Annotated in this window: 22 protein-coding genes; 12 read left to right on the top strand and 10 right to left on the bottom strand. The window is 63.7% G+C overall.

The window, feature by feature from the left end; translation table 11 throughout:
- Positions 1-19 precede the first annotated feature (19 nt).
- The 7 genes from B0G62_RS16425 to galU are packed head-to-tail and all read right to left on the bottom strand — an operon-like array spanning position 20 to position 6,914.
- The gene (locus B0G62_RS16425) at positions 20-1,531 is read right to left on the bottom strand and encodes a protoglobin domain-containing protein (protein WP_103705276.1); all 1,512 of its coding nucleotides are present in this window, start codon (positions 1,529-1,531) and stop codon (positions 20-22) included.
- On the bottom strand, positions 1,528-2,118 hold the full coding sequence (locus B0G62_RS16420) for a chemotaxis protein CheW (RefSeq protein WP_103705275.1): 591 nt from the start codon (positions 2,116-2,118) through the stop codon (positions 1,528-1,530). The genes B0G62_RS16425 and B0G62_RS16420 overlap by 4 nt, the downstream gene beginning before the upstream one ends.
- A complete protein-coding gene (locus B0G62_RS16415) occupies positions 2,099-3,619 on the bottom strand; it encodes a CheR family methyltransferase (protein WP_103705274.1) in 1,521 nt (506 codons plus the stop codon). Before B0G62_RS16415 ends, B0G62_RS16420 begins: the two co-directional genes overlap by 20 nt.
- Positions 3,620-3,626: 7 nt before the next feature.
- Complete coding sequence (locus B0G62_RS16410; RefSeq protein ID WP_103705273.1) at positions 3,627-4,055, bottom strand: chemotaxis protein CheW; 429 nt, start codon at positions 4,053-4,055, stop codon at positions 3,627-3,629.
- 24 nt (positions 4,056-4,079) lie between these two features.
- Entirely contained in the window at positions 4,080-4,283 is a 204-nt protein-coding gene (locus tag B0G62_RS16405; protein ID WP_103705272.1) for a hypothetical protein, read from the bottom strand.
- Entirely contained in the window at positions 4,283-6,040 is a 1,758-nt protein-coding gene (bcsG, locus tag B0G62_RS16400; RefSeq protein WP_167401285.1) for a cellulose biosynthesis protein BcsG, read from the bottom strand. The genes B0G62_RS16405 and bcsG overlap by 1 nt, the downstream gene beginning before the upstream one ends.
- Positions 6,027-6,914, bottom strand: a complete 888-nt coding sequence (galU, locus tag B0G62_RS16395; RefSeq protein WP_103705270.1) for a UTP--glucose-1-phosphate uridylyltransferase GalU — start codon at positions 6,912-6,914, stop codon at positions 6,027-6,029. The genes bcsG and galU overlap by 14 nt, the downstream gene beginning before the upstream one ends.
- A 254-nt stretch (positions 6,915-7,168) precedes the next feature.
- Here galU and B0G62_RS16390 point away from each other — a divergent pair, with 254 nt between their 5' ends.
- A complete protein-coding gene (locus B0G62_RS16390; protein WP_103705269.1) occupies positions 7,169-7,756 on the top strand; it encodes a helix-turn-helix domain-containing protein in 588 nt (195 codons plus the stop codon).
- The gene (locus B0G62_RS16385; RefSeq protein WP_103705268.1) at positions 7,753-8,283 is read left to right on the top strand and encodes a GNAT family N-acetyltransferase; all 531 of its coding nucleotides are present in this window, start codon (positions 7,753-7,755) and stop codon (positions 8,281-8,283) included. The genes B0G62_RS16390 and B0G62_RS16385 overlap by 4 nt, the downstream gene beginning before the upstream one ends.
- A 150-nt stretch (positions 8,284-8,433) precedes the next feature.
- Here B0G62_RS16385 and B0G62_RS16380 read toward each other — a convergent pair whose 3' ends face one another.
- On the bottom strand, positions 8,434-9,177 hold the full coding sequence (locus tag B0G62_RS16380) for a helix-turn-helix domain-containing protein (RefSeq protein WP_103705267.1): 744 nt from the start codon (positions 9,175-9,177) through the stop codon (positions 8,434-8,436).
- A 178-nt stretch (positions 9,178-9,355) separates the two neighbouring features.
- Here B0G62_RS16380 and B0G62_RS16375 point away from each other — a divergent pair, with 178 nt between their 5' ends.
- The 3 genes from B0G62_RS16375 to B0G62_RS16365 all read left to right on the top strand — a co-directional run bounded on the left by B0G62_RS16375 (position 9,356) and on the right by B0G62_RS16365 (position 14,854).
- On the top strand, positions 9,356-11,272 hold the full coding sequence (locus B0G62_RS16375) for an MFS transporter (RefSeq protein ID WP_103705266.1): 1,917 nt from the start codon (positions 9,356-9,358) through the stop codon (positions 11,270-11,272).
- Positions 11,273-11,325: 53 nt separating this feature from the next.
- Positions 11,326-13,011: a long-chain-fatty-acid--CoA ligase gene (locus B0G62_RS16370; protein WP_103705265.1), complete on the top strand. Its 1,686-nt coding sequence runs from the start codon at positions 11,326-11,328 to the stop codon at positions 13,009-13,011.
- A 322-nt stretch (positions 13,012-13,333) separates the two neighbouring features.
- Positions 13,334-14,854, top strand: a complete 1,521-nt coding sequence (locus tag B0G62_RS16365; protein ID WP_167401284.1) for a GGDEF domain-containing protein — start codon at positions 13,334-13,336, stop codon at positions 14,852-14,854.
- A 51-nt stretch (positions 14,855-14,905) separates the two neighbouring features.
- Here B0G62_RS16365 and B0G62_RS16360 read toward each other — a convergent pair whose 3' ends face one another.
- A complete protein-coding gene (locus B0G62_RS16360) occupies positions 14,906-16,021 on the bottom strand; it encodes a response regulator transcription factor (protein WP_103705263.1) in 1,116 nt (371 codons plus the stop codon).
- A 395-nt stretch (positions 16,022-16,416) separates the two neighbouring features.
- Here B0G62_RS16360 and B0G62_RS16355 point away from each other — a divergent pair, with 395 nt between their 5' ends.
- The 5 genes from B0G62_RS16355 (at position 16,417) to B0G62_RS16335 (ending at position 21,651) form a co-directional block, all read left to right on the top strand.
- Positions 16,417-17,469 carry a porin gene (locus B0G62_RS16355; protein WP_103705262.1) on the top strand — a complete coding sequence of 351 codons (1,053 nt, stop codon included), beginning with the start codon at positions 16,417-16,419 and terminating at the stop codon, positions 17,467-17,469.
- A gap of 44 nt (positions 17,470-17,513) precedes the next feature.
- On the top strand, positions 17,514-18,719 hold the full coding sequence (locus tag B0G62_RS16350; protein WP_103705261.1) for an MFS transporter: 1,206 nt from the start codon (positions 17,514-17,516) through the stop codon (positions 18,717-18,719).
- 50 nt (positions 18,720-18,769) lie between these two features.
- Positions 18,770-19,879: a class II histone deacetylase gene (locus B0G62_RS16345; RefSeq protein ID WP_103705260.1), complete on the top strand. Its 1,110-nt coding sequence runs from the start codon at positions 18,770-18,772 to the stop codon at positions 19,877-19,879.
- A 132-nt stretch (positions 19,880-20,011) separates the two neighbouring features.
- On the top strand, positions 20,012-20,872 hold the full coding sequence (locus B0G62_RS16340; RefSeq protein WP_103705259.1) for a MoaF C-terminal domain-containing protein: 861 nt from the start codon (positions 20,012-20,014) through the stop codon (positions 20,870-20,872).
- A complete protein-coding gene (locus B0G62_RS16335; RefSeq protein ID WP_103705258.1) occupies positions 20,869-21,651 on the top strand; it encodes an SDR family oxidoreductase in 783 nt (260 codons plus the stop codon). The genes B0G62_RS16340 and B0G62_RS16335 overlap by 4 nt, the downstream gene beginning before the upstream one ends.
- Positions 21,652-22,228: 577 nt before the next feature.
- On the opposite strand, the gene B0G62_RS16330 is transcribed toward B0G62_RS16335, so the two are convergent.
- A complete protein-coding gene (locus B0G62_RS16330; protein ID WP_103705257.1) occupies positions 22,229-23,026 on the bottom strand; it encodes an SDR family NAD(P)-dependent oxidoreductase in 798 nt (265 codons plus the stop codon).
- A gap of 201 nt (positions 23,027-23,227) precedes the next feature.
- Here B0G62_RS16330 and B0G62_RS16325 point away from each other — a divergent pair, with 201 nt between their 5' ends.
- Positions 23,228-23,920 carry a helix-turn-helix transcriptional regulator gene (locus B0G62_RS16325; RefSeq protein WP_103705256.1) on the top strand — a complete coding sequence of 231 codons (693 nt, stop codon included), beginning with the start codon at positions 23,228-23,230 and terminating at the stop codon, positions 23,918-23,920.
- A gap of 25 nt (positions 23,921-23,945) precedes the next feature.
- A complete protein-coding gene (locus B0G62_RS16320) occupies positions 23,946-24,377 on the top strand; it encodes a hypothetical protein (protein WP_146055311.1) in 432 nt (143 codons plus the stop codon).
- The last annotated feature ends 152 nt before the right edge of the window (positions 24,378-24,529 follow it).

The raw sequence follows: 24,529 nt of genomic DNA, 5'->3' as shown, positions 1-24,529 counted from the left end.
ACATCGCCTCGCGGTGGGATCAGGACTCGAGCCGGTAGATGCGCACGCTGTCGAGCATCTCACTCGACAACGCGCCCAGTTGCTCGGCCGACTGTTTCGTCTGCTGGGTCGAGTCCACGGCCTGGCGTGTCGCGTTGTTGATCTCGCGCATGGCCGTGGCGATCTGGTCGATGCCGATGCCCTCCTGGCGCACGGCCGCGACGATTTGCTGGCTCGACAGCGCGGCTTCGCGGATCGCTTCCATCAGGCTCTGCATGGCGTCGCCGACCATCTGCACCATCTGCGTGCCGCGATCGACGCCCTTGCTGCCCTCCTCGGTCGCCATGACCGCCTTGTCGGTGGCGCGCCGGATGTCCTGAAGGATCGCGTTGACCTGGATCGTGGCTTGCTGCGACTGCTCGGCCAGCTCCTTCACTTCGGCCGCCACTACAGCAAAGCCTTTGCCGGCCTCGCCGGCCTTGGCGGCTTCGATCGACGCGTTCAGCGACAACATCTTGAGCTGTTGCGCGAGGCTGTTGACGGTGCCGGTGATTTCTCCGATCTGGTGGGTCTGCTCGCTCAGCGCGAGGATCTTCTCGGCGATGTCGCCCACCTGGGCGCGCACCAGCTCCATGTCATGCACCGTCTTGTCGACGATTTCGGCGCCGCGTTCGCCCTCGGCACGCGTGCGCTCGGCCGTCACGCCCAGTGTTTCGGCCTTTTCCTGGGTCTGGCGCGAGATTGCGCGGATTTCCTCAAGGGTGCTGGTGGTCTCGTTGATGGCTGCGGCCTGCTGGCTCGCGCCCGACGACTGCACGCCGACGGCGTCCAGAAGCCCGGTCACCATACTGGTCAGCCGGTGGCTGGCGTTGCCGGTGCGCGAGGCCATCTCCGAGAGGCTCGTGGTCATCTCGTTCAGGCGCAGGCCGAGGCGGGCCAGCTCTTTGTTGGCGGGCAGCGCGACCCGGCTGTCCAGCTGTCCAGCGGCGACGCGCTCCACGAACGCCGTGTAGTCGGACAGCGCGCCGCTCAGCTCGGAGGTGACGCCGTGCACGTATGTGTCGATGACGAGCTGGGAGTCGAGGCTGATGATCTTGTTGAATGCCTCGATCGCTCGTTCGGCCTTGAACGGCCGCCAGCGGTAGCGGCGCGAGATCAGCGGCACGATCATACGGGTGTAGCCTGCATAGCTGCCGAGAAACCACTGCGGCCCGAGTCCGATTCGATTGTGCACGACGCCGATGCCGAGTCGCCGCGCGAAATAGGATTCGCCGTAGTCACCGCCGAACATCTCCAGCAGGTAGGTGCGCTGCTTGGCCTTGAGCCGCTCGACGGTGGAGCCGGCGCGCTCGATGATGTCGAGCAGGACGGGATGCAGGGCGACGTTCGCATAGAAGGCGTCGACGATACGCTCCGCGTGTGGCTTCACCACGGGTTCCAGCTCGTGCAGCAACTGGGCGTCGGTCTCGGTGAAGCCGATGAAACGCAGGCGCAGCTCACGTTCGGCGGCGGAAACGTGGAACTGGCGGCTGTCGTGGGATTCAGCATTCATTCGTGGCGTTCCTCGGGGCTAAGGTCGGAAAGGATCCGATCCATGTCGAGCAGCGTGATCCGCCTCTTCAGCAGGCCGGTCACGTAGGCGGGTGGCAGCTTGCCGTGGGTGGGCGGCGGCGGCCCAAGCGTGTCGAGCGGATAGGTGTCGATGTCGATCGGCTCGTCGACGTGCAGGCCGATAGTGAGTCCGGCCGCGCTGACGACCACGATGCCGATTTTGGAGGCGCCGGTGGCGGTCCCGGCATCGGGAGCGGGGCCGGGTTCGAGGCCGAACAGGCGCGCCAGCGCGAGCACGGGCAGCATTTGCCCGCGTCGGTTGATGACGCCGGAGAAGGCCGGAGGCGCGCAGGGCACGCGCGCCACGTGCTCGACCATGAGCACTTCGTCCACGATGCAGTACGGCACGCCGTACTCCTCCTGGCGGCCAAGCCAGAAACGCACGTAAGGTTCGAGCCGCTGCGGCGCCACGGGCTCGGGCGGTTGTGCGAGTTCGCGCGCGCGACGCTGCAGCAGCTTCGCGCTTTCGGGGATGGCCAGCAGCGCGGCGAGGGGGGAGAGCGGCGGCTTATCCGGGGCGGGACTCATGATGGAGTGACAGTTCGTTGTCGATAATTTGGGCAAGACGCCCGCAGCTCATGTGTTCCGCGCCCTGCAGCGCGCGGTCCGCTGGGGCCGCGGCCAGGAGGTTGCGCACGTTGTACAGGCTGCGCAGGCCGCCTTCGCGGCGCCCCGCGCCCAACTGTAGCAGTGCGTATTGGTAATGCGCCAGCACGAAGTCCGGCTGCAGGAAAATGGCGCGCCGAAAGGCCTTCAATGCCTCCTCGACGCGACTGGCCTCCTGCAACAGCAACGCGTGGAGGAAATGCGCATCCGGGTCGGTCGCCGCAAGGGGCAGCGCGCGTTCGCACCAGCGCAGCGCCGCGTCCTGCTGTCCCAGGTTGCCGAGCGCCCGGGCCACCGCGAGCGAGGCTTCGCTGCTCGTCGCGAAGCGGTCTGCCTCCCGTTCGGCGAATTCGGCGATCTCCTGCCAGCGTTGCGCGGCTACCTGTTCCTGCAAGGTAGCGAGGAAGTCGGCGTGACGGTCGGCAACCGCCGGGCGCGACGCCTTCGCCACAGGACGGCTACCCGACGGCAAACCCGCTGCGTGGCGCGCGCCGCCCAGCGAGCCTGGCACGGCTGGCTTGTTGGGTCGCTTCGGCGTGGGCGTTTGCGGCGACGCGTGCTGCAGCGGCTTGCGGTAGAAGCACATTCCGGGGCGCATCTCGATGTCGAGGCCCGGGATCTGCGGATTGACGAGATCCGACGCGCCGAGCAGCAGCACCCCGCCCGGCGCCAGCGTCGCGACGATGCGCTGCAGGATCTCGCGAACCCGCACGGCATCGAAATAGATAAAGACGTTGCGGCACAGGACCAGGTCCATCGCGTGCAGGTCATTCAGCATCGAGGGGAACGTGTCCGCCGCGAGATTCTGGTAGATGAAGCGCGCTCGGGTGCGCATCCAGGCCTTCACTTGCCGGGTGTCGTGTTTGCCGGTGGAGTCGAAGTAATGCAGCCTTCGGATGTTACTGAGGCCGCGCAGGCTCCAGTTCGAATAGACGCCCTCGGTGGCCCTGCGCAGTGCCTCCACGTTCAGGTCGGTGCCGAGCAGATGCAGGTTCCAGTCGTCGGGACGGTCGATCAGCTCGTCGAGCATGATGGCGACCGAGTACAGCTCCTGGCCCTCCGACGCGGCGGCGCTCCAGATGCGCAGCGTGCGGCTGCTGCTCTGCCGCCGCGCAATCAGGTCGGGCAAGAACTCCTGTTCGAGAAAGGCCATTTGCGCGCGGTCGCGGAAGAAATGGCTTTCGCCGATCGTGACGTTCGCGATGAGATGTTCGACGACGGGCGCGTCGTCCGGTGCCGTGGACAGCGCTCGCAGCAACTCAGGCGGATCCGCGTAGCCGAAGCGCCCGCAAGCCTCCGCCGCAATCCGGGCCAGTTGCTCTCGCTGGTGATCGGCGACACGCAATCCGACGCGGCGCTCGATCAGCGAGCGCAGGTCGTGCATCCAGCCTGCTTTGTCTGCGTCGAGGGTAACGTTTGACATGATGGGCTCAGGCTGGAAGCAAATCCGCCAGGACGGCTTCGGTATCGAGCATGAAGACGAGGCCGTCGCCGTTGTCGAACACGGTGACGAACGGCGCCTGCGTGTCGCGCACGACTTCGTCGACGCGCCGCCGGCGCCCACTGACGAGCCTCACGCCGTCCACGCTTTCGACGACGAGGCCACAGCGTCGCCCGTTCGTCTCGCACAGCACGACCGGCGTATCGGTATGCCAGGCGAAAGCCGGTCGCTGCAGATGCCGGCCGAGGTCGATGACGGGCACGGCCTCGCCACCGAGGTTGAGCAGCCCGACGAAGTGCTGTGGCGCCGAAGGCACCTCCTGCAGCGCCATCAGGGCCAGCACCTTGGTCACATGACCAAGAGGCATGCACAGGCGCAGTCCAGGCAGGGCGAAGTAGAGGGCGAGCAGGTTGGGCACGTGAACTATCCCTTGATCGGTACGTTAATCCGGCGACGAACGGCGGCCGCGCCCGGCGTCCAGCCCCAGTATCGCCGCGAGCTTCGGCCAGCGACGGGCCGCGTGGCGCCAGGCGTCCTCGGTCTGCCGGTCGAAATAGCGCGCCGGGTCGAAACCGTCGAGATGGCCTGCGAGATGGACGATATCGTTGGGGCCGGTCAGATCCGGTGCGGACTTTCGGTGTGGCATCACTTGCCCTCCATCCAGACGTTGTCCGAGGTACGGATCACATAGCCGGTCGGCGTCGTCAGTGTGATCGTCGCTTCATTTTCGCCCACCATGCGCGTTTGCGGCAGGTTCTGTGCGTACTGCGCGAGAGGTGGCGCCTGTGGGGCGAACGGGTTTTGCGCAACGAGGTTAGCCAGCAATTGCGCGAGCGCAAGGAAGCTGGTCGGCGTGTCGATGCTGATTGCCGTGTGCGGTGCGTCGGGCGCGCTGGCGGCGCCGGTCACGCCGTTCGGCTTGGGCAGGCCGATCAGCGTCACCCCGACCGGCAGGTGAATGATCCGCGGCGTAGGAATCTCGCGCATGCCGGCGATCTGGTTGGCGTCGCCGCGCAGCGCGGCACCGTGTTCAGGGACGAAAACGAGCACGGCCTTGCGGCCCGATTGCTGCACGAGGTCGATCAGCTTGTCGATGTCGTCGAGCAGCATCTTCAGGCGCAGCGGGTACGACTGCAGGCTGTTCATGTTGTTGCCGGGAATGCGGTTGCCGTCGTGCAGCGTGACCGTGTTGTAGTAGAGCGCGACCGGGCCACCGCCGGCGGCGAGGCGCTGCTGATACCAGCGAGACAGCACGGCGTAGTCGCCCACGAGCGGCGAGTTGTCGAACTCGCGCATCACGACAGGCAAGCCGTCGTTGGGGAGCAACTTCACGCCGGTTTCACGCTCCACGATGCCCTTGAAGTCGTCGAACTGGCCGTTGTGGTTCAGCAATGCCTGCGGCGTGAAGCCGAGCTGCGCGAGGTCCGCGAACAGGTGGCACTGCGCCGGCGCCGGGCCGTAGAGGTCGCGGTGGGCTTCCTGCCCGCAGGCGGCGCGCAGCACACGCAGCGCGGCGGGTCCGCTGTAGCTTGCGGCGCCGCTGAAGTTCTGGAACACATAGTCGAAGCGCGAGAACAGTGGGCTGTTGCGTGCGTTCACGACGTCGAGATCGTCCCACGACAGCGAGCATATGTGAATGACGATGATGTCGAACTGGTCGAGGCCGCCGACCGAGTAGTTCGACGTGGTGCAGGCGAGCGTGCGGCCATCGGGCAGGAGGAGCGTGGCCGGCACGTGCAGGGGGATGCGGTGCGACACGCGCACCTGGCGCGCTTCCTGCGCGACGCCGACCGCCGCGCCGAGCACGATCATGTTGATGGCGCCCCACGCCATGTTCATCAGCACGGTTTCCGGCTCGGAACTGTGCAGGAACACGATCCGGAACACGCCCGCGAGCATCGCGGCGACGTTGATGCCGAGCAGCACCAGATACGGCTTCGAGATCGTCCAGTCGAGGTATCCCTCGTCGATCTGGCCGCCCTTCGCGGTGACGTTGAATTTGCCCAGCTTCGGGTTGATGAGCGCCATCGTGGTTGGCAGGATGATGTACCAGGCGAGCACCGACTCATAGACCTCGGCCCAGAACGAGTGACGATACTGACCTTGAATGCGCGAGTTCGCGAGATTCGATGTGACGAGGTACGGCAGCACGTACGCAAGGATGATCGTGGCCCGCGTATTGATCATGTGCAGACCGAAGAACAGGTACGCGCCCGGCATCAGCAGGAACACAAGCCGCGGAATGCCGTAGAAGAAGTGGAGCATCGCGTTGCTGTAGCAGATGCGCTGGAAGAACGACAACCCTTTGCCGAACCACGGGTTGTCGACGCGATCACTGGCGAGAAGCGCGTTTGACAACACGCCCGGGCGCACCTTGCACCGCTTCTTTTCACCGTGCAGCATTCCCGTCGCATATGCGCTCCCGGAGCCATGCATCGAAAGATCCCCTCAGTTCCGGGTGGCACAGGGCAAAATCCACGGTCGCTTTGAGGTAGCCGAGCTTGGTGCCGCAATTGTAGTGGGTACCGTCGAAGTTATAGGCGAGCACCTGCTCATCCTTGAGCATGGACTGGATGCCGTCGCTCAATTCGAGCTTGCCGTTCACGCCCGGTAGTTGTGCGCGCAAATGCCGGAAAATACTGGGCATCAGCACGTAGCGGCCGGCCACCCCGATGTTCGATGGCGCCGCGTCCGGCGCAGGCTTTTCGACTATCTTGCCGATACTCATCACCCGTTCGTCCCAGTAGCGGCCACTCACGACGCCATAGGCCGAAGACTCCTCGGGTTCGAACTCCTTGACGGCCACAACCGAACAGTCGTAGTGACTGAACACCCGCACCATTTGTGCAAGGACAGGTGGTTCGCCGACGAGCAGATCGTCGGCCAGCACAACCGCAAACGGCTCCTTTCCCACCAGTTTTCCGGCGCATAGGAGCGCGTGCCCGAGCCCAAGCGGCTCCGGTTGCCGCACATAGACGCACTCGACGTGGCTCGGCTTGATGTTCTGCACGAGATCGAGCAAAGCCTGCTGGCCCTGTAATTTGAGCACCTGCTCGATTTCGTATGACTTGTCGAAATGATCCTCGATGACCCGCTTGCCGCGACCGGTCACGAAGATCAATTGCGTGATGCCCGCGGCGACGGCCTCTTCGACCGCATACTGAACCAGCGGCTTGTCGACGACGGGTAGCATCTCCTTGGGACTAGCTTTGGTCGCGGGAAGAAATCGCCTGCCGAAGCCGGCGACCGGAAACACAGCTTTTCTCACGCTGAGCATGGTGTCACCTGTTCGACGGATGGGGGTCAGCTAACGGCAGGCCTTGATGCCGTCGAGTCATCAAGGCGGAACGTCGGGCGGCTCATCTTTCTGGTTTTCTTTAACGGCATTATGCCCAACTCCGGGCCATACGGTTCCTCCGGGCAAGTTCATCCCGGTCGCCGATGAGAGTGGCCTGATTTAAGCGAATTTCGACAACGGGCTCCGCACACGATTTCCATTGCACTGGAATTAAAATCCATTATACTGGATTGATGAATGTCGAAGCCCTGCTTGCCAAACGTGTTCGCGACCTGCGCAAAGCGCACGGCCACACGCTGGACGATCTGGCCGAAGCCAGCGGTGTGAGCCGTTCGACGATCTCGCTGATCGAGCGTCAGGAGATCAGTCCCACCGCCGTCGTGCTCAACAAGCTGGCCGATGCGCTGGGCGTGACGATGGCTGCGCTCTTCGCCGACGATGCCAATGGCGTGGCGCAGGAGCCGCTTGCGCGCCGTGCGGATCAGCAAACCTGGCAAGACCCCGCCACGGGCTATCTGCGCCGCCATGTGTCGCCGGTGAGTTTTGCTTCGCCGCTCGAACTGGTCGAAGTGAGTTTCCCGGCGGGTGAGAGCGTCACGTTCGATAACGTGACGCGCCTTGCCGTGACGCATCAGCAGGTCTGGGTGCTGGAAGGCGAAATGTCCATCAGCATCGGCGAGACGGCATGGCATCTGAAAGCCGGCGATTGCCTGGCGATGGTGCTCGACCAGCAGATTGTTTTTCACAACCCGGGCCGCAAACCCGCGCGTTACGCGCTGGCGTTGACGACAGTATCCACGACTCAAAGGACAACGAAATGAGCGATCACATCATCGTGCAATGCACCCATGAGCGTCATGCCGATGCGATCCTGGAGATCTTCAACGACGCGATCGTCAACTCGACCGCGCTTTACGAGTACAAGCCACGCGACGCGCAGAAGATGGCCGCCTGGTTCGACGCCAAGCGAGCGGGAAATTTCCCGGTGATTGGCGTGGAAGACGAACACGGCACGCTGCTGGCCTTTGGCAGCTACGGCCCGTTCCGCGCATTTCCGGCGTTCAAATACACGGTCGAGCATTCCGTGTATGTGCACAAGGATCATCGCGGTCGTGGGCTTGGCCGCGTGATCATGGATGCGGTGATCGCCGCTGCGCGCGAGAACGATGTGCATGCCCTGATGGGTGCCATCGACGCGACGAATGCGGGCAGTGTCGCGCTGCACGAGCGGCTGGGTTTCAGGCATGTCGGCACGCTGCCGGAAGTGGGCTTCAAGTTTGGCCGCTGGCTCGATCTGGCGTTTTATCAATTGCTGCTCGATACGCCGGTGAATCCCGTCGACGGCTGAGTATCGACAGATCGGCCGGAGCGGCCATTTGCTTTCGCGCGCTGTGTTCGATTCTCCGCGCTTCCCACACTCCCGCTACACTTCAGCCGATATAGCGGCTCATATTGCCGGCCTTATTTCGTGCGGTCTGTATGACCGCATCGAAGCCTTCTAATCCGCAAATTCGCGGCGCAATTCGGCAAACATACGCGGCTCCCATTCCCGCGTGCCGATGAGCAAGCCCGTGCCGCGCCGATGCGTGAGCGGCGCCGACGCCGACTCGTCATGCAAGGCCGCGAATTTGCTGCGCAGCCGCCGCAATTCCACCGATAGTTCCGCGCGCGCCGCCTCGGTCAGCATGCCTTGCGTGAATTCGAGCGATTCGCTTACGCCACCGAAGCTGTCTTCGAGAAAATCCCCCAGCCCGCGTGCCTTGAAGTATTGCCGTATCGGCCCACCGGGAATCCAGTCGAAATCGCGCGCCACCAGCAGGCGAATGCGATCGCCGGGCAGCAGCGCAATCAGGCCCATACGATCGAGCGAGAGCAGCAGCTTGAGGCATTCCGCGCGCGTGACGGTGTAGGTCGCGACGATATCGTCGAGCGACCAGTGGTTGAGCGCGCAGACGCTCACCAGCAGCAGCCGTTCGTTCGAAACGAGTTGTGCTTCCTGCGCCTGGGTGAGGATGCGCAGTTGCGGTACCGTCGCCGCGGCTTCCTGCACCAGTTCGGCGAGCGTGAAGCCCAGCAGTGCGCCTATTTCTTCGAGCCGATCGAGCGTGAATCGCCCCTTCGAAAAGAGCCGCTTGACGCTGGGTTCGGAAACGCGCAGCGCCTGCGCGACGTCGCGATAGGTCAGACGCCGTGCGCGTAGTTGTCGCTTCAGCGTTTCGACCAGTTGGGTGGTTTGGCTCATCGAAAGTATTAAAAAATGATACGTAAGGTGGCAACCGAGGTCACTCTAGCATGAATTTGCGACTTATTTGATCCTCGTCGGCATACTGCCTTACAACTTCTGACCACGCGTGCGTCGCCGATGGCAAGCTGTAACGCGCTCCCTTTGACCGATCATTCTGCAAGCTCACGAGCCTCCCATGACCTCTACCGCAAGCCGCGAACGCCGTGATGAACCCTCGCAGTTCGCCCTGTTGCGCGAGCGCCGCTTCGCGCCGTTCTTCTGGACGCAGTTTCTCGGCGCGCTCAACGACAACGCCTTCAAGATCGGCTTCACGTCGCTCGTGACCTACGAGGCGTCGAGCTTCGCGGGCGTCGATGCGAAGACGGCGGCGTTCGTCATTCCCGCGCTGTTCGTGCTGCCCTTCGTGCTGTTTTCGGCGACCTCGGGCCAGATCGCCGACCGCTTCGACAAGGCCACGCTTACGCGCTTCGTGAAGAACTTCGAGATCGTCGCGATGCTGACCGGCGGTGCGGGTTTCATGCTGCATGGAGCCGCGCTGCTTTATCTCTGCACGTTTCTGATGGGCGTGCATTCGACGCTATTCGGACCCGTGAAATATGCGTATCTGCCGCAGCATCTCACCGATGCGGAGCTCGTGGGCGGCAACGGCCTCGTAGAAATGGGCACTTTCGTTGCGATCCTCGTCGGCACGGTGGCGGGTGGTGCGGCCGCCGCTGAGGGTGTACATGGCGTGACGCTGCTGGCCGGCCTGTGCGTGGCGCTGGCGATCGTGGGACGCATCGTGTCGGCGCGCGTGCCGCAGTCGCCCGCGCCACAGCCCGATCTGCGCATCAACTGGAACCCGATCGGCGAGACGTGGTGCAATCTCAAGATCGCCCGCGAAGATCGCACCGTGTTTCTCGGTCTGCTCGGGATTTCGTGGCTCTGGTTCGTGGGTGCGACGTTTCTTTCGTTATTCTTCGGTTTCGCGAAGGACGTGCTCAGCGCGAATCCCGACGTGGTGACCGTGCTGCTGGCGACATTTTCGGCGGGCATCGGCATCGGTTCGCTGCTGTGCGAGCGTCTTTCGCGTGGACGCATTGAAATCGGCCTCGTGCCGCTTGGCTCGATCGGCATGAGCGTGTTCGCCATCGACCTGTTTTTTGCGAGTCACGCGCTGCCGGTGCATGCGCATCTGCAATCGGTCAGCGAATTCGTGAGTGCTGCCGCTCACTGGCGTGTGCTCGCCGATCTGTTTTTGCTCGCGATGTTCGGCGGTTTTTATAGCGTGCCGCTTTATGCGTTGATCCAGAGCCGCAGCAAGGCGACGCATCGTGCCCGCATCATCGCGGCGAACAATATTCTCAATGCGCTATTCATGATTGGGTCGGCGCTGATGGGTGTGGCGCTTGGCGCGGCGGGCGTGGGTATTCCGGGTCTTTTCCTCGTCACGGGGCTGTTGAATATCGTGATCGCCGTGTACATTTACTCGCTCGTGCCTGAATTCATGCTGCGTTTTATTGCATGGGTACTGGTGCGCACGTTTTATCGCGTCAGTCCCATCGATACGCAACGTATTCCGCACGAAGGCGCTGCGGTGCTCGTCTGCAATCACGTGAGTTTTGTCGACGCCATCGTGATCATGGCCGAAAGCCCGCGTCCGATCCGCTTCGTGATGGATCACCGCATATTCCGCTCGCGCCTGGCCGGCTGGTTGTTCCGCCATGTGAAGGCGATTCCGATTGCCCCCGCGCACGAAGATGCCGCGCTCCTCGATCAGGCTTATTCGCGCTGCGCGCAAGCGCTTTCGGAAGGCGAACTGGTCTGCATTTTTCCGGAAGGCAAGCTCACACGAACGGGTGAGATGAATACATTCCGCCATGGTGTCACGGAGATCCTGCGCCGCGTGCCCGCGCCGGTCGTGCCAATGGCGCTGCAAGGGCTGTGGGGCAGCGTGTTCTCGCGCGACGAGCAGGCCCGCATGCCGCGCCCGCTGCGCCTCGGGGGAATGAGCCGTCTCACGCTGGCCGTGGGCGAGCCGCTTGCGCCAGCCGATGCCTCGCCGCAACGGCTGCAGGAAATCGTGCAGACGCTGCGCGGCGCGCAGCCCTGAAAAATGCACGACACACGTATTCAGCAAACTCATTTAGTTTCCTCGACCCCATCATGAACAAACCCTGGCTGAATTCCTACCCGTCGGGCGTGCCGCCTGAAATCGACCTGTCCCGCTACGGTTCCATCACGGCGCTTTTCGAGGAGAGCTTCCGGCAGTATGGCGAACGGCCTGCGTTCGCATGCATGGGCAAGTCGATCAGCTATGCGCAACTCGATGCGCTTTCGCGCAGGCTGGCTGCGTGGCTGCAGTCGAGGGGCCTCGCACGTGGCGCGCGTGTTGCGATCATGATGCCCAACGTTCTGCAATATCCGGTCGCGCTGGCCGCGATCCTGCGCGCGGGCTATGTAGTCGTGAATGTGAATCCACTCTACACGCCGCGCGAACTCGAGCATCAACTCAAGGACAGCGGCGCGGAAGCCATCGTGCTGCTGGAAAATTTCGCCACCACGCTGCAAGCGGTCGTGCAGCACACGTCGATCAAACATGTTGTGGTTGCAACGATGGGTGATCTGCTCGGCATGAAGGGCTGGCTCGTGAATTTCATGGTGCGGCGAGTGAAGAAGATGGTGCCCGCATGGAGCTTGCCGGGCTATACGAGCTTCAACGCGGCGATCGGCGAGGGGGCGCGTCAGTCGTTTCAGCCCGTGCAGCAGGGCCTGGACGATATCGCATTTCTCCAATATACGGGCGGCACGACGGGTGTGTCGAAGGGCGCGACACTGCTGCATCGCAATCTCATCGCCAACCTGCTGCAGACACAGGCGTGGCTCGCGCCGGCGCGCGCAAAGCGTCCTGACGTCATGCAGAACGTGACCGTTGCCGCGCTGCCGCTCTATCACGTCTTTGCATTGACGGTGTGCGGCTTGTTGAGCATTCATACGGGCGGTCTTTCGGTGCTGATTCCCAATCCGCGCGATATGGCCGGTATGATCGAGACGCTGCGCAGCTACCGCATCACCATGTTCCCCGCCGTAAACACGCTCTATAACGCGATGCTCGATCATCCCGACTTCGACAAGCTCGACTTCTCGCAGCTTTTCGCGGTCGTGGGCGGTGGCATGGCCGTGCAGGAGGCCGTCGCGAAACGCTGGTTCGAGAAGACCGGTGTGCCCGTCGTGGAAGGCTACGGCCTGACCGAGACTTCGGCATGCGTGACCTGCAATCCGGCGGTTTCCGTGACCTGGAGCGGGACGATCGGCCTGCCGCTGCCTTCGGTGGAAGTGTCGATTCGCGACGACGATAACAACGCGCTGGGCGTCGGCGTGGCGGGCGAGTTGTGCATTCGCGGGCCGCAGGTGATGGCCGGCTACTGGCAGCGCCCTGACGAAACCGCGAAGGTGATGACGCCCGACGGCTTCTTCAAATCAGGCGATATCGCGGTGATGGATGAAAGCGGTCTCGTGAAAATCGTGGACCGAAAGAAGGACATGATTCTGGTATCGGGATTCAACGTCTATCCGAACGAGATCGAAGACGTGGTGGCGCAGCACCCGGGCGTGTTCGAAGTGGCGGCCGTCGGCGTGCCTGATCGCCATTCGGGCGAGGCGGTGAAACTCTTCGTGGTGCGAAGGGACCCGGCTCTCACCGACGCGGAAATCTTCACCTGGTGCAAGGAGCGCTTGACGGGCTATAAGCGGCCCAAGCTGGTCGAGTTCCGCGATGGACTGCCGAAGAGCAACATCGGCAAGATTCTGCGGCGCGAACTGCGCGACGGGCGTGTTCGCTATCCTGAGTGACGGCCCAGTGCGTAAGAGGTCGGCCATTATTGCAATGAGGCGGTGGCTATAAACCCATAACCGACAGCAATGGCATGGAGACACGCGATCCGGACTATCTGTTCGAAGTCCAGCATCGCGGAGGAATCGGCGGCGCAGCGGCTGGTGGAGTTATTGCAGCGCGCGAAGCCGGAGGTGGGGGCGTGCCGCTGGGGTAGGTGCATTTACGACATGTGCGGCCACGTATCTGTTCATAATAGGGATGGATTCCGGGTTAGCGGCCACGCGGCTGTATTCAAACCACTTCGCTCGCATGTATGCCTTTAGCGCGAGGAGAAAAATTGTGCCCCTCCGAAGTGTCACTGCGCCATTTGCCTACGCGGGCCGCGTTCTGCGCCGCTGGTCGCGTGGCCTGCTGGCCATACTCGACGCGCGTCCGGGTCTGATCTGTGTCGCGGGCGTGTTGTGCGCCATCGTGGTGCTCGCCAGCATGATCGCGTGGCTCATCGCCGATCATACGGACCGTATCGAGCGTGCCCACGGGCGTGCGCAGAGCGTCGCTTTGCTTGTTGCGGGCGGCCTGAGCGCCAACATGCACATCTACGATGCGCTGCTCGACGACATGGCGGCCACGCGCGACCCGGAAGCGCCCCTGGCAGACAACGTTCGCGAACGTATCCGTTTCGGTCAGGCAATCTCGCACGAACTGCTCGACGATGCCTTCATCGTTGGTGCGAACGGTATGCTCGAAGCCCCCCTCGACAACCCGTCGGCACCGAGCGTCGATCTGCGCGACCGCGACTACTTCAAGGCGTTTGCGCGTGGCGATTCGCACGACCTCTATGTTTCGGAACCGCTCGTTTCGCGGATCCGCGACGGCAGGCGTTCGATCGCGCTCGCGCGCCGCATCGAAGCGCCGGACCATGCTTTCGAGGGCGTCGCGGTGCTGGCTGTGGGGCTCGACAATTTCCAGCGCTTCATCAGCAGCTTCGAATCGCGCGATGTCGTTGCGGTGCGCGTCGTGCGTCTGGATGGCGTCGTGCTGGGAAGTGCGGTACATCCGGACAATGCACCGTCTCTGGCTACAAAGGAGGTAGCGGACGGGGCAATCGAGCGTATTGATCTTGCCCGCGTGAAATGCTGCGTAGCGCATGTCAGCGGGGCACCGCTCGCCGTGATCGCGACGCCATCGACGGAGCTGACGCTGGGTCGATGGAGGAGTCAGGCGATCTGGCAGGGCGCGTTGGCGGCGGCATTCGCAACGACGCTGGTGCTCGGCTCGATGGCGCTGGAAAGCGTAATGCGCTCGCGTTACGAGGCACTGGCGGAGCTGCGCAAGATATCGCTCACTGACGCGCTGACGGGCCTGAGCAACCGTCGCGCGCTGGATAGCCGACTCGACGAAGAATGGCATCGTGCAAGCCGGAATAATCGTAAGCTATCCATATTATTCATTGACATCGATCGCTTCAAGCTCTTCAACGACGAATACGGCCACGCCGTGGGGGACGAAGTGCTGCGCAGCGTGGCGCAGGCCATCGGTGCGCAGGCGCGGCGCGCGCAGGACATGGCCGCGCGCTACGGTGGCGAGGAATTCGCGGTCGTACTGCCCGATACCGACGCGCCGGAAGCCGCACGCATGGCGGAGCGCGTGCGTCATGCGGTAGAGGAGTTGCGTATCGAACACGCAAAAAGCGACGCAGGGGCGGTGACGGTCAGCGTGGGTTGCACGACTGTCACGGCTACGGCAGGCGTCGAGCACGCCGTGGAAAAGCTGCTGGAGGCCGCCGATGCGCAATTGCTCATTGCAAAGGCGAGTGGGCGCAACCGCGTATGCGCAAGCGTGTTGGATACGTTCGCATAATACCCAGGCGCGCAGCGCACGTTATTGTCTGACTGAACGGTCTTGCCGAGCTCACGCATCGACCTTCGTTGCAGTGGCGCTGTCCTGCCGGCCAGGCGCCGCGAGCAGGCGCGGGATCTCGCTCTTGTCGTGCATGCCCAGCTTGCGATACGCGCAGCGCAGATAGTGCCGCACGGTGGTCGGCGAAATGCCCATGCGCTGGGCGACTTCCTTGTGCGATAGCCCGTCGCCGTAGTGCTGGATCGCGACGAGTTCTCGCGGACTCAGGCGATCGAGCGCGGAGCGCGTGCGGGCCTCCAGTTGAAAGAGGCCCGCCGTGGGCACGCAATGGACGGTGACGCGCTCGCCCGTATAAGGCTGCGCTCCGCCGCCGTGCAGCCAGTCGATCAGCGGCTGCGGCAAAGTCTGGTTCGCGTAGAGCGGCCAGTCCTGGCGCAAGGTGGTTTCGAATGCCTTGTCGGCCTGATGCACCGCGCCGAAAGAATCGCAGATCGCGCGTGCGGGCGAGGCGCCAGGCGTCGCGCCCCGTTCGCGCGTGAGCTGGAACGAGCGATTGATCGTCAGCGCGGCAGCAAGATGCGCGATCACGTTCGATACCTTGTGCGCGTCATCGGCGCTGAACGGCTTGTCCAGTGCGCGCCGGTACACCGAAAGAAAAGTCGTGAGTCCGAAACGGTGGTCATGCGCCGTCACCACCATCAATTGCGCGAGCCCATGTTTGACGGCCCAATTGCGAAATCGCGGGGGCACCTTGGGATCGACGACGGAGATCGCCATTGCGCGTCCATAGACGCCGAGCGTGCCGATCGCGAGCGGGTCGCAGTCGCGCACCTTGATCCAGTCCGGAAAGAACGAATCGGGCAAGCCCCACGTGAAGCTGTTGTGCATGATGGGGCCGCCGGGCGTGTGCGTGGTCACGCCGGTCCAGCCCGCGTCGAAATCGAGCAGCGCGCCCAGCAGGCGGAAAAAACCGTTTTCGAATTCGCCGATGCCGGTCTGGTTGGCGAGCGCATAGAGGTCCAGCAGCAGCACGCTCAGATCGCGCACAGCGCTGCCGTCGCTGCAGAACGGGCCTTCGAAATCGGCGCTGCGTGTGGACGGCGCGCCCGTTGCGTAGGTGTCGATGGCGATCGCGGCGGGCATGTCCGGGGCGCTGTCGAAGGGCATCGGCCGGTCTGCGTTGCGTATCAAGCGCTTCTCCTCTGCGATGCTTTTATCGTGTCTCGCGTTGCGTCTCTTGGCGCACCGATTTCCTGATTCCCGAACGATTATACGTGCCGCCGATTTTCGGCGAATAGCGTTGCGGATGGCGCCATTGCCCCCTGCATTTGAACGGGGCGGTGCGCGATGCGGTGCATGCCGCGATCGCACGCAAGCCGCCGCAAGCCCGTCTTTATGGGGCGGCCCGCCCACATCAGGGTTTTCCACAGCGTTCACTTGAACGTCTATTCACGATTTTTCCTGCTACCGACACTGCACGCAGATCCGGATACGCCGACACGGCGGCTATCGGACGAAAGCTGTTCATCACAACAACGTCGTACGGTTTGGAGAGGCGGTCGATGAAACAATGGGATGGATTTCGGCGAGTGCGCGCGAGAGCATTGGCCACGGCGATAACGCTCGGCATCGGCGCCACGGCACATGCGCAGTCGAGCGTGACGCTGTACGGCATTCTCGATGCGGGCATTCAGTACCGCACGCACGCGGACGGCGAACACAGCGCCGTGAATCTGCAGAACTACGGCGTGCTGCCTTCGCAGATCGGCATTACCGGCACCGAGGATCTGGGTGGCGGTCTGCAGGCGATCTTTCGCCTCGAACAGGGGCTGAATCTAAACGACGGCACCGCCACGGTGCCGGGCATCGCGTTCTTCCGTGGCGCCTGGGTGGGGCTCAAGGGCGGCTTCGGCACGCTCACGCTGGGGCGTCAGTTCAGTGTGCTGTTCGATCGCACGCTCTTCTACGATCCGCTGCTTTATGCAGCGTACAGCGGTCAGGGCGTGCTCGTGCCGCGGGCAGAGAATTTCATCGATAACGCCGTCAAATATCAGAGTCCCGATATCGCGGGCTTTAGCGGCGAAGCGCTGGCCGCGACGGGCGGCGTTGCCGGCAACTCGCGTTCGGGCCGCGTGCTGGAGGCGGGCGCGCAATACGCGGGCAACGGCTTTGGTGTGAGCGCGGTGATCCATCAGTCGTACGGCACGGTGTCGCCGGGCGCGGACACGTCGTCCGAGCAGCGCGTCGTCGGTGTGCTGGCCGCGCACTGGGACATCGACAAGCTGTCGCTCTACGGCGGCGGGGAACGTCTGACCGGCTCGCTCGACCCGGCCAGGACAGTCGCCTGGGGTGGCGCGCGCTACCGGCTCGATCCGGCGATCGGCTTCGCTGCGGGTATTTATCACACGTTTTCGAACACGCCGAGCGTCGGGCATCCGACGCTCTACATCGCGAGCGGTACCTACGCGCTCTCGAAGCGCACCTTCGCCTACGTGAACCTCGGCTACTCGCACAACACGAGCGGCAGCACGCAGCCGGTCTACGAATACGACTCGCTGCCTGTCGCCGGGGTCTCGCAGTTCGGCGCGATGGCGGGCATGTCCCACACGTTCTGATCCAGCGGCTCCTCATTCGCGAACTTTAACGGAACCACGACGCCATGAAAAATCCTTCTCCATCCTTCGCTGCGGCCACGTCGGTTGATTCGGCCGATGCGGCGCCGCGCGGTTTCGCCAACTCGACGCTGCGCTCGCTCGTCGTGTTCGCGGCCATCACGCCGCTGCTGTTGCTGGTTGCGCCCGCCGTCGCGGCGCAGCTTGCCGTGCAACTCGGCTTGTCCGCGTCGCAGATCGGCACGTACTTTTTCGTTGAACTGGGCGCGTTCAGTTGCGCGACGCTGCCTTCGCTGCTGTGGCTCGGACGCGTTGACGCGCGCCGCGTCGCGGCCGTCGCCACGGCGGTGTTCTGCGTGGGCAACTTCGCGACGGCACTGGCGATGCCGGGCTTCGCGGGCCTGCTCGTGTTGCGCACGTTCACGGCGCTCGGCGGCGGCACGTTGATGGTGTTGTGCATGACGAGCGCCGCGACCAGCACGAACCGCGACCGCGTCTATGGCCTCTGGGTCGTCGGTCAGCTCGTCGCGGGCGCGGTGGGGCTGTTCTTGCTGCCGCATGTGTTCGCGGGTTACGGACTGCGTGCGCTTTATGTCGTGCTCGGCGTGCTGGGTTTGTGCGCCGCGCCGCTCGTGCGCGGCTTCGATCCGGCGTTGGGCCGCGCGAAGCACGCGGGCGGCGCGGTTGCCGCTGCAAAGGCTCCGAACGCGGCACGCGCGGCGCTGAACGCCGCGCTCGTGATCGGCGGCGTGCTGGCGTTTTATGTGGCGATCGGCGGCGTCTGGACCTTCGCGAGCAAAGCCGCCGCGCTCGCGGGTTTCGATGCCGCGCATACGGGCGAAGTGCTTGCCGCCGCGAGCGTGATGGGCATCGTCGGCGCGGGCTGCGCGTCGCTCATCGGCGGGCGGCTGGCGCGGCTCGCGATGCTGCTGGCGGGCTACGCGATCCTTGCCGTGTCGCTGGCGGGACTCGCCACGCAGCCGGGGACCACGGGTTATGTGGCCGCCGTGTTCGCCTTCAAGTTCGCCTGGACCTTCGTGCTCCCCTTCATCCTCGCCGCCGCCGCGAAGCACGACCGCTCGGGACGGCTGGTCGCGTCGCTGAACTTCGTGATCGGCGCGGGCCTTGCGGCGGGACCGCTGATCGCGGGTGTGCTGCTCGACGCGGGCGCTTCACTGGCAGCGCTGTTCGCGGGCGCGGCGGCTATTTGCGTCGTCTCGTGTCTTTGCCTGCTGCGCGTCGAACGCGCGTGATTTCCATCGCCGATTTTCGGACCTAGAACCACCACCAGCAAGAGAATCTCATGAGCAAAACTGCCTTCTTCACTGACGAACGCACCTTCTGGCACACGGGCGGCACGCACGCGCTGTTCTTTCCCGTCGGCGGCTGGGTGCAGCCGCCTGCCGCGAGCGGCTACGCGGAATCGCCCGAATCGAAGCGCCGCCTGCTGGCGCTGATCCAGGCGTCGGGGCTTGCGGCGTCGCTCGACATGGGCAGCGCGAGCGCGGCTAGCGACGCAGACCTGCTGCGTATCCATCCGCGCGATTACCTCGCACGCTTCAAGGCGGCGAGCGACGCTAACGGCGGCGATCTGGGCGATCTCGCGCCGTTCGGCAAGGGCAGCTACGAGATCGCGGCGCTGTCGGCGGGCCTTGCCATGAGCGCCGTCGATACGGTGCTCGCGGGACGCGCGGCGAATGCGTTCTCGCTTTCGCGCCCGCCCGGCCATCACTGCCTGCGCGACAAGCCGATGGGTTTTTGCCTGCTCGCCAACATCCCGATTGCGATCGAAGCGGCGCGCGCGAAGCACGGTATCGAGCGCGTTGCCGTGATCGACTGGGACGTGCATCACGGCAACGGCACGCAATCGATCTATTACGAGGATGCCAACACGCTGACGATCTCGCTGCATCAGGAAGGCTGTTTTCCGCCCGGCTACAGCGGTGCGGAAGAACGCGGCGCGGGGCGCGGCGAGGGCGCGAACATCAATATTCCGCTGCTGCCGGGCGGCGGGCACGACGCGTATCTCTACGCATTCGAGCGCATCGTGCTGCCCGCGCTCGATCGCTTCAAGCCCGATCTGATCGTGGTGGCGAGCGGTCTGGATGCGAGCGCGGTCGATCCGCTTGCGCGCATGCTGCTGCATAGCGAGAGCTACCGCGCGATGACACAGCTCGTGCGCGACGCCGCCGAGCGCCATTGCAGCGGGCGCCTCGTTGTCGTGCACGAGGGCGGCTATTCGGAGGCCTATGTACCGTTCTGCGGCCATGCGATCGTGGAAACGCTCGCGGACGTGCGTACCCAGGTGGAAGACCCGATGCTCGAACTGGCCATCCTGCAGCAGCCGAGCGCGCGTTTCGCGGCGTTCCAGCGCCAGTTGATCAATGAAATGGCTGAGACGTTCGCACGCTGATGGCGCGGGCGCGTTGTCATCCTTCTGGTTGATGCCGCGCGGTGGGGCGGCTCCGTAAAGTGTGAGTCGCGCCGCCGCTTTCTGGAACGAATTGAGCGGCCGTCGAAATCAATTTATGGAGTCATCCTTATCATGTCGTCACAACCCGTCTTTATCCAGGTCGGCGCACTCGCCGAAGGTTTTGCGCCCGATAGCCATAGCCTGGCGCCTACGGGCGATCTCGAAGGCCGCCGGTTTGCGCTCGAATTCGCGGATGGAAGCGCTGCATTGTTGCATTTCGTGGGCGCACAGAGCGTGGAAGTCGAGCGTAGCGTCGGCGCACAGCGGCATCGTGCGCGTCATGAATGCCGTGTGAGTTCGGTACGCGATGGTATCTATTTCGTCGATTATGTGGGCGCCGATGAAGCGCTAGTCGATGGCGAAGGCCGTGCGCGCAACGTTTCCACGAGCTATGTACTCGATTTGCGGCGCGCTTTGTGTACGCTGGTCGTGGGCGCGCTGCCGAGCGAGGCGGAAACCCACATCGACGCTTTCACGCGCGTCGAACGCGGTATGGAACTGACTGGCGTGCAGGCGCAATTGCACCACGGCCGTATCGTGGCGGGCGAGGGCGTGGAGCCGACGCAGGCGGCGCTGCACGCTCCCACGCGCGAGTTGATCGGCATGCGCAATCTCTACACGTATAGCGCGACGGAGCGCTACGAGCACGTCTATCTGAACGAGAACTTCTATGCGTGGCAGTGTCTGTCCGGTGTGGAAGCGGGTCTTGCGGACGTGGATCGCTGTCATATGATCGCTATCGACGAAAAGCTTTATCTCTTCGTGTGGCGCGAGAAGATCGTGCCGACGCTTGGCGTCATCATGATCGACCTCGACCGTATGAAGACCGACGGCAAGATCTTCGGTTATCAGGGCAGCCGTTTTGATGCGTTGTCGAATTTTCCGGTGGGCGCGCACGCGCAGGTGCTTAACGTCACGCGGTATCCAGCATGACGCGCGAATTCGAAGGACGCACCGTGCTGGTGACGGGCGGTGCCCAGGGCATCGGGCGCGGAATTGTTGAGGCGTTCGCGCGTGCGGGGGCGAGTGTTGCTGTTGCTGATTTGCAGGCTGATTTGGCTCGGGAGTGGCTGGGTGAGATTGAGGGCGGTTCGCGGCGAGCGCATCGCGCTTATGACGTCGATCTTGCTGAATGCGGGCAGATTAATGCGCTAGTCGCGCAGGTGGAGGCCGATTTTGGACGGCTCGATGTGCTTGTGCATAACGCCGCGTATTTTCCGCTTACGCCGTTTGCTGCGATTACGCCAGAGGTGCTGGAGCGCACGCTTGCCGTGAATCTGGGCGCGCTGTTCTGGCTTGCTCAGGCTGCTACGCCTGCGTTCGTGAGGCAGAGGGGCGGGCGGTTGCTGGTGACGTCGTCGGTGACGGGGCCGCGTGTGGCTTATCCAGGGCTTGCGCATTATGCGGCTTCGAAGGCCGGTGTTAACGGGTTTATTCGTGCTGCTGCGCTGGAACTTGCGCCTCATCGCATTACCGTTAATGGCGTGGAGCCGGGGATGATCAGGACGCCCGCTATGGATAATCTTGGGGACGCAGCGCTGAATGCGCGGATTGCTGATGCGGTGCCGCTTGGAAGGTTGGGGGAGCCTGATGATATCGCTGCTGCTATGCTTTATCTTGCTTCGGCGGGGGCGGGTTATGTTACCGGGCAAACTATTGTCGTCGATGGTGGGGCTACTTTGCCTGAGGCTTCGGCAGCTTTTTTGGTTTGATTTAGGGTGGTTTTGCGTTTCCTTGTTTTCGTGTCGGTATGCAAGCGTTGCCCCTGTGCGGGGCGGCACCTACTTTCTTTGCGGCGGCAAAGAAAGTAGGCAAAGAAAGCCGCTCAAACCGCCAGTGCTTCGCGGTACACCACTCGCCTTATAGCGGAGTGGTGACTGGGCAGCGCCCGCATCACGCGCCGTACAACAGAGTGGAGACGCCCGCCCATCCGGGGGCGCTGCGCGCCCCGTGGGGCATAACAAAAAAACCGTGGTTTGCGGGTGTTCGCATTCTCTGAAAGGTTAGAAGTACTGTTGGTTTCCCATGCAGACCCGACCGCTGCGCGCGAAGCGAGCAGCGGGATGAATGAGTCCTTTGTCACTTCGTTGGGTGGTGCGGGATGCGAGCAATGCCCAGTCACCACTCCGCAAGAAGGTTAGTGGTGGACTGCGTCACATTGGCGGTGTGAGCGGCTTTCTTTGCCTACTTTCTTTGCCGCCGCAAAGAAAGTAGGTGCCGCCCCGCACAGGGGCAACACTGGCATACCGACACGATCACAAGGAAACGCCAAAGCAGCAAATCACGCGTTTAAACGCGTTCAAAAGCCAAAGTAGGCACATCAACAACAGAAGACCCACCATCGGCCACAATCGCCGCCCCCGTCACGATACTCGCGGCAGGCGAAGCAAGAAACCCACAAACCTGAGCGATCTCATCAGCACTCGCAGCCCGCCTCAAAGGCACATCAGCGCAAACACGCGCATAGGCCTCATCGAGCGTATCGCCATGGCGAGCAATGAGCGGCAGCATCTCCTCATCGGCCATCGGCGTACGAACCCAGCCAGGACAAACCGCATTCACCCGCACGCCCTGCGGCCCATAATCACGCGCAAGCGAACGCATAAGCCCTATCAACGCATGCTTGGCCGTGGTGTACCCACAAACCTCAGGCCCAGCGGCGAGCGACGCTATCGACGCGACGAGCACAATCGAGCCGCGCCGCTCGATCAATTGCGGCAAGCACGCGCGCGCGCTCACGAAAGCCGTATCCACATTCGCGCGCATCGCAGCAGCCCATGCATCATCGCCGGTTTGCAGCGCGCTGCCCGCACCCAGTCCACCCGCGCAGGCGATCAGACTGGCGACGCCACCTTCAGCCTCCAGCGCCGCAATAAACCGCTCCCAGTCAGCCGCGCTGGCCGCATCGCCTTCCAGCACGATGCCGCCTGTTTGCGCCGCAACGCGTTCGAGCGACGCGCGTCGGCGTCCGATCAGCGCGACGCGTGCGCCTTGCGCGGCGAAGTGCCTGGCGCAAGCCTCGCCGATGCCGGTACCCGCACCGGTAATGACGACGCAGCCCTGAGCGGGCGGGAAGGGAAATGTCATGTCGATGGCTCCTGAAATGGTTGCACCACATAGGTGTGCGGGGAGTCTAGGCGGCATGGCATCAGGCGGCCTATCGGGCAAAAGGATGACAAGGCGTGAATGGCCACGCTGCACATTTGCCAATTAGCGCTCACACCCCGCCACACAGCCTGTCTAGCATCGTCGATACACACCGTCCGAAATGAACCACGGAGACCGCTCATGCCCAGGGATGACTGCCGCGCCGCCGCGCTGCAAACAGCCGTCGCCACGCTCGCGAAGCTGGTGCGCCCCGGTGCGACCGTGTTCTACCGGATCGGCGCCAATCATCAACCTTCGGGCTTCGAGCTTTTCGGCCTCGCGCAGACTATGCATCGCACCTGGCTGCAGCGCTATCTCGTGCTGGACCCCATGCACCCGTCGCGCTACCTGCGCCAGCATCGCAATGTCCTCACGCTCACGGGCGAGTTGCCCGAGCCGCTGCGTGGCGAGTCGGTGTACTGGAGGCGCTTCCTGGAGCCGCATCGCGTGGTCGACGTCATGGAGGTGCTGCTGCGCGAAGAAGGCCGTGCCGTTGCGGCGTTTTCGCTATTGCGCTTCGCGCCCGATGCGCCGTTCGCGCAGCACGAAATCGACCACGCCGGTGCGTTGCAGCCTTTGCTCGAACTCGCGCTCGCACCGGTGCTGCGCAGCGAAAGCGTCATGCACGTCACCGCGACGGGTGACGCCTGCGCGCCGCGCCTTACGCACCGGGAGGAACAGATCGCGCGTCTCGTGCGCGACGGGCTCTCGAACAAGGCCATTGCGCGCGATCTGGCGCTTTCGCAGCCCACCGTCAAGACGCATCTGCTGCGTATGTTCCGCAAGCTGGGCGTGTCGAGCCGCACGGAGCTGATCGGCGCGCTGTTCCTTTGACATGCCATCGAACGAGGACTGCACGATGAACGCCCGCGCGCCCCTGCTGGACGACGATATCCCCGCTACGTATGAAGAAAGTGGCCTGCTGCTCTACGCGGTAGCAGCGGTAGCCGTCGAAGCCGATAACGAACAGGGCTGGTTTCGCCGCTGCGCGCACACGGGCGCGGCCGTGATCTCACGCGAGGAGGACGTGCCCGACGTGCTCCTGCGCCTGCCCGACTGCTGGAACATCGCCGACGCCGCGCGCTGTCGCGGTCTGCACGACGACCCCGACATCGTCGCCGTCGATCCGCGTTTCAGGCACGGCGCCGATGACACGGCCTTCGCCATCGTCGCGCACGACGACGGCCAGCGCCATGTGCTGCTGATGCAGGTCAACGCCGCCGAAGCCGTGCTGATGGCCGAGCGCCCGTTTCGCGAGCGCGATGGTTTCGAGCGCTGCGTGTGGCCATAGAAATAGCGCCATGAATTTGCGGTAAATGTGCAGTGAACGTTTACCCGCAAGCCATGGCGATCTGCCAATTTGCGCTAACGCCTGCTCGCGCGCGCCCCTAAAGTCGGCATCAGATGCCCGCGCCCGCCTGTGCCGTTGCGGCTCTGTGCGGG

Source organism: Paraburkholderia eburnea (genome assembly GCF_002917095.1).
Lineage (GTDB): Bacteria > Pseudomonadota > Gammaproteobacteria > Burkholderiales > Burkholderiaceae > Paraburkholderia > Paraburkholderia eburnea.
Note: the sequence above shows the minus strand (reverse complement) of the source record. Positions and strands in the feature narration are given on the sequence as shown.